Origin of the sequence: Sulfitobacter sp. UBA4523, from assembly GCF_002388305.1 — a bacterium.
In the GTDB taxonomy this organism is placed as follows: domain Bacteria; phylum Pseudomonadota; class Alphaproteobacteria; order Rhodobacterales; family Rhodobacteraceae; genus Sulfitobacter; species Sulfitobacter pontiacus.
The window spans coordinates 39079-43961 of sequence record NZ_DGMH01000058.1 but is presented as its reverse complement, the minus strand read 5'-3'; the positions used below and the strand labels follow the sequence as shown (position 1 = coordinate 43961).

Genomic DNA, 4883 nt, shown 5'->3' with positions numbered 1-4883 from the left:
GACGATATCGTGGGTTTTGGACAGCTCTTGAATGTCATTCGTGCCGCATACCAGAGGGTCGTGGTAATATTGCTCGTTTCCGATCTCCATCATATGCAGGATCACTTGCGCATCCTTTGGGTCATTCTTATCCCAGCTGTCGTTGAGGGCTTCCCGCGTCCGCGCCAAAGCCACTGAGGACACCAGCTTTATCTCAAAGCCAGCAGTTGCCAGATAGCACGCCTAGGCACGGTGATAATTGCCTGTCGCCTCAAAGGCCACACGAACTGGGCGTGCGTATTCCTTAAGTGCGGTGGCGAGGCGGTTGAAGTCGGCGAGTTCGTTCAAAACTGTTAACCGACGTCGCCGTTTCTTATTTGGAATAGCGATCAAAACTTCATGCCGGGCCTTGGCGATGTCTATAGCCACCAAAACAGGGGCATCTTGTGCAACAATAATCTTGGTCATAGTTGGTCTCCTTTGCGGTGTGGTTTGTGCAAAACCACTGTAGGGACCCGAGACCCGGCTATGACCACCTGCTGCGCTATCTGGAGGCTGCGCAGGCGGCCATAGCCTCTCAATCAGCTTCATTCCAAAGGTGTTATGGCACCGAGTTCACCAGTCGGGCGATCTTGAAATGGGCCGACGAGAACAAGGTGCCTTGGTACTACATCGATCCGGGTAAGCCTCAGCAGAACGCTTTCGTTTAAAGCTTCAACGGCAGCCTCAGGGTTGAACTTCTGGATGAGGAAATCTTCGATAGTTTGGAGGACGCACGGCGCAAACTTTCCCTCTGGCGTTACGATTACAACACGGTCAGACCGCACTTGTCCTTGGGCAAACAGACACCGCAGCAAGCGCGCCTAACGCTTGAGCAATTTGAGAGCTCCGCGCCCAGCGCGTTTGCGCCAGACGGAGAAGCCGAATACCCATATCCAACCTGCAGACACTCGTTATGAACGAGGGAACAGCGGGGGGCAGGTCACAACCTACCCCAATCAAATACAATGAGGGGTGCGTAATTCAATGACGGCGTCGTCTGTATAGACAAACGGCAAGTCTACTTTCGCCCCAATACCGAAGAGATTAAGGCCAACAAAGCCATGAACGCGGCATCCTTCATCGAACAGAAGTTGCGCAAGGTAGCCGCCTATTAAGCCGGCGGTGCCGGTGAGGAAGACTGTTCACACGATAAGGTCCAATACGATTGGTATTTATTTCGCGTGCGACACAAATGCTTTCCCTGCCTATAATGCTTAGTTTGTTATGCTGTTCAGATAGGCACCATAGTCATTTTCCCCGAACATGTTTGCCTGTTCGCCAAGCATCGTCGCGCTAATCCAACCTTGAACATAAGCGATTTCGTCAGGACTTCCCGTCTGCAAACCCTGCCGCGTTTCGAGCGTCCGCACAAAATTCCCCGCATCCAATAAGCTTCCATGCGTGCCGGTATCCAGCCAGGCGTAACCACGCCCCATGCGCTGAACATTCAGCAATCCATCACCCAAATATGTCTCGAGTAGAGTCGTGATCTCCAGCTCTCCCCGTGCTGATGGCTTGACCGACTTAGCGCGCTCGCTCGCCGTGTTGTCCAAAAAATACAGCCCCGTTACCGCATAGTTTGATGGTGGCACCTTGGGTTTCTCAATGATCTGTCGCGCCTGGCCGTTCTCGTCAAAATCCACAACACCATAGCGTTCAGGGTCCGAGACGCGGTAACCAAAGACAGTGCCCCCGGCGGTTTGGGCGTCGGCTTGGCCGAGAATCTCGGGCAGGCCATGGCCAAAGAAAATATTATCACCAAGCACCATCGCGGAAGGTGCTCCGTCTAGGAACTCTTCCGCCAAGATGTAAGCCTGAGCCAGTCCATCGGGGCTGGGCTGCGTGACATAGCTCAGCGCAATGCCCCATTGTCTGCCGTCTCCCAAAGCCCGCTTGAACTGCTCGGCGTCTTGAGGCGTGGTGATGATCAAAATTTCACGGATACCGCCCAGCATCAGCACGCTTAACGGATAATAGATCATTGGCTTGTCATAAATCGGCAGCAGCTGTTTCGACACGGCAATCGTGATCGGATAAAGCCGCGTGCCGGAGCCGCCAGCGAGGATTATACCTTTGCGTTTGGGCGTCTGGGTCATGGTAATTCAGTCCTTGGGAAAATCAAGTTGGGTCAAAATATGGGTGAGGCTCTGGCGCCAATCGGGGCGGGAAATGCCAAAGGCGGCCTCGGTCGCTGTGCAATCCAGCCGGGAGTTCAGCGGGCGTTTGGCGGGGGTAGGGTAGTCAGCCGACGGGATATCGGTGACAGCGCAGGGGGTGTTGGCGGCGTCGAAAATTACGCGGGCGAAATCCGCCCAATTCGTGTCGGGCGCGCCCGAGAAATGGTAAATGCCGGATTTTTCGGGCTCTGAAACGAGGGTTTTGGCGATTGTTATACAGGCCCGTGCGATCTCCGCAGCGCCGGTAGGGCCGCCGATCTGGTCGGCGACGATGGTTAATGCCTCGCGTTCGACTCCGAGGCGCAGCATGGTTTTAGCGAAGTTATTGCCATGGGCCGACACGACCCAAGAGGTGCGCAACACGGCGTAGCGCCCGCCCGTCTTTACAATTACGACCTCTCCGTCACGCTTGGTGCGGCCGTAAACACCTTGCGGATCGGTCGGGTCGACAGTTGTCCAAGGCATGTCACCAGCGCCTGAAAACACATAATCGGTCGAGATAGAGACGAAAGGAATGTCGCGTGCGGCGCAGGTTTGGGCCATGGCGGCGGGGGCATCGGCGTTGACGATCTGTGCCGTTTCTGCATCGCTTTCGGCCTTATCCACGGCGGTGTAAGCGGCGGCGTTGATCACGGCGTCAGGCGCGTGGCCGTTGATCGCAGCAGCGCAGGCGGCGGGGTCGGTTAAGTCCGCATCGGCGCGGGCGAGGGCGATGATCTGGATGTCATCGCCGTCTAGCGCGCGCAGTTCCGTGGCGACCTGACCGCTGTGCCCGAAGACGAGGATCTTCATGCCTTGCCCAATCGCTCGCCTACGCCTTGGCGGTTTTGCAGCGCGCGCCACCAACCCTCATTCTCAAGGTACCAATCCACAGTGCGCGCCAATCCTTCTTCCACCGTGACCGAGGGCCGCCAGCCAAGCTCTGTCCGGATACGTGTCGGATCAATGGCATAGCGTTGATCATGGCCGGGGCGGTCGGCGACGAAGGTGATCAGATCGGCATGGGGTGCGCATTCGGGGTGGCGCTCATCCAGCAGGGCGCAGATCATTTTGACCAGCTCAAGATTGCTGACCTCGTTCTCGCCCCCGATGTTATAGCTGCGGCCCAATTCCCCCTTGGTCAGCACGGTCAGCAGCGCATCGGCGTGATCTTCGACAAACAGCCAGTCACGTACGTTCGCGCCATCGCCGTAGACCGGAATGCGCTCTCTGGCGAGCGCTTTGAGGATGACTACGGGCACCAGTTTTTCAGGGAAGTGGTATGGTCCGTAATTATTGCTGCAATTTGTAAGCACTATTGGCAGACCATAGGTCTCGCCCCACGCGCGCACCAAGTGGTCGCTCGCCGCTTTTGAAGCAGAGTAGGGGCTGCGCGGATCATAAGGCGTATCTTCGGTGAACTGCCCCATGGGCCCGAGGGAGCCGTAAACCTCATCAGTGGAGATATGGTGAAAGCGGAAACCATCGGGCTTGCCCGCCTCTTGCAAATAGGCACGCGCGGCTTCAAGCAACGTATAGGTGCCGGTGACATTGGTTTGAATAAACGCCCCCGGCCCGTCAATGGAGCGATCGACATGGCTCTCAGCCGCGAGATGCATCACCGCGTCGGGCTGATGTGTTGCAAAGATCCTATCCAACGTCCCCCGATCACAAATATCCGCCTGCTCAAACGCATATAGAGGGCTGTCCTCCACGCTCGCCACATTCTCAAGACACGCCGCATAGGTCAGCGCATCTAGGTTCACCACACTATGCCCTTGGGCAATCGCCAGCCGCACCACCGCCGAGCCAATAAACCCCGCGCCGCCTGTCACCAATAGCTTCATCTATACACTCTCAAACGTGAACGGACTGTTAAGATCAGCCAAAAAGGGCGCATTTGCGTCCTTGTCCGACAAAACCGGCGTCATATCCCCCAGACCCCAGTCGATTCCGACCTCGGGATCGTTCCAAGCGACGGCACCTTCGGTCTCCTGCGCGTAATAATCCGTACATTTGTAGATAATTTCAGTTTCTGGCGCGCGTGTCACAAACCCATGCGCGAATCCCACGGGCACCAGCAACTGTTTACCATTCTCGAAGCTCAACTCGACCCCAAACCATTGCCCATAGGTCGGCGACCCCTTACGAATATCGACTGCCACGTCAAAGAGAGCGCCTCGTCCGCAGCGGACAAGCTTGCCCTGAGCACGGGGGGGGGCCTGGAACTGCGGCCCGTGAATGGCACCATGCACCATCGATATAGTATGATTGTCCTGGACGAATGACGTAGTGATTCCATGACTGGCGAGCGCCTGTATACTGTAGCTTTCGGAGAAAAAACCGCGATGATCGGCGAGGCGGGAGGGTGTTATAACTGCGACGCCAGTGAGCGGGGTTTGTTGGACATCTATTGGCAAAATATGCAACCTATAATTAGGATTATGTGAAGTAATGGTCCAGATAGTTCTTGAGGCACACTCGGCCGTACTCTGCATTCATGTGTGAAAAATCACCTCGGCTTGCGGGCGTCTTGAGCGAAGCGATTCCGCCTCCGACGGACAGGTATTTCGATTTTGTGGCCCCGGAACGACTGCTTAAGCTCTTGGGTATAAGAACAAATTTCAGGCCATGTTTGCTGAAATAGTCCACAACGATTTCTTCATAGCATCCGAGAATAGCTGACCTTGCCGAGCCTATATCTGC

Annotated in this window: 5 protein-coding genes and 2 pseudogenes; 1 reads left to right on the top strand and 6 read right to left on the bottom strand. The window is 55.9% G+C overall.

Annotated elements, in window-relative coordinates; genetic code table 11:
* Positions 1–447 (bottom strand): annotated as a pseudogene (locus B3849_RS14325) (IS110 family transposase); the annotation flags it as partial.
* A 137-nt stretch (positions 448–584) separates the two neighbouring features.
* Here B3849_RS14325 and B3849_RS14320 point away from each other — a divergent pair.
* Positions 585–938 (top strand): annotated as a pseudogene (locus B3849_RS14320) (integrase core domain-containing protein); the annotation flags it as partial.
* 297 nt (positions 939–1235) lie between these two features.
* Here B3849_RS14320 and rfbA read toward each other — a convergent pair.
* The 5 genes from rfbA to B3849_RS14295 form a co-directional block, all read right to left on the bottom strand.
* Entirely contained in the window at positions 1236–2117 is an 882-nt protein-coding gene (rfbA, locus tag B3849_RS14315; RefSeq protein WP_286780350.1) for a glucose-1-phosphate thymidylyltransferase RfbA, read from the bottom strand.
* A gap of 6 nt (positions 2118–2123) precedes the next feature.
* Positions 2124–2990, bottom strand: coding sequence for a dTDP-4-dehydrorhamnose reductase (rfbD, locus tag B3849_RS14310; RefSeq protein ID WP_286780349.1), 867 nt, complete (start codon positions 2988–2990; stop codon positions 2124–2126).
* Entirely contained in the window at positions 2987–4024 is a 1038-nt protein-coding gene (gene rfbB, locus B3849_RS14305; RefSeq protein WP_286780348.1) for a dTDP-glucose 4,6-dehydratase, read from the bottom strand. The genes rfbD and rfbB overlap by 4 nt, the downstream gene beginning before the upstream one ends.
* On the bottom strand, positions 4025–4591 hold the full coding sequence (gene rfbC, locus B3849_RS14300; RefSeq protein WP_286780353.1) for a dTDP-4-dehydrorhamnose 3,5-epimerase: 567 nt from the start codon (positions 4589–4591) through the stop codon (positions 4025–4027).
* 28 nt (positions 4592–4619) lie between these two features.
* Positions 4620–4883: hypothetical protein (locus B3849_RS14295; protein WP_286780347.1), on the bottom strand; the 264-nt coding region annotated here is incomplete at its 5' end.

What these genes read in the sequence shown, in the direction of transcription:
- rfbA (WP_286780350.1), bottom strand. Translation starts at nt 2,117, where the DNA reads ATGACCCAGACGCCCAAACGCAAAGGTATAATCCTCGCTGGCGGCTCC.
- rfbD (WP_286780349.1), bottom strand. Translation starts at nt 2,990, where the DNA reads ATGAAGATCCTCGTCTTCGGGCACAGCGGTCAGGTCGCCACGGAACTG.
- rfbB (WP_286780348.1), bottom strand. Translation starts at nt 4,024, where the DNA reads ATGAAGCTATTGGTGACAGGCGGCGCGGGGTTTATTGGCTCGGCGGTG.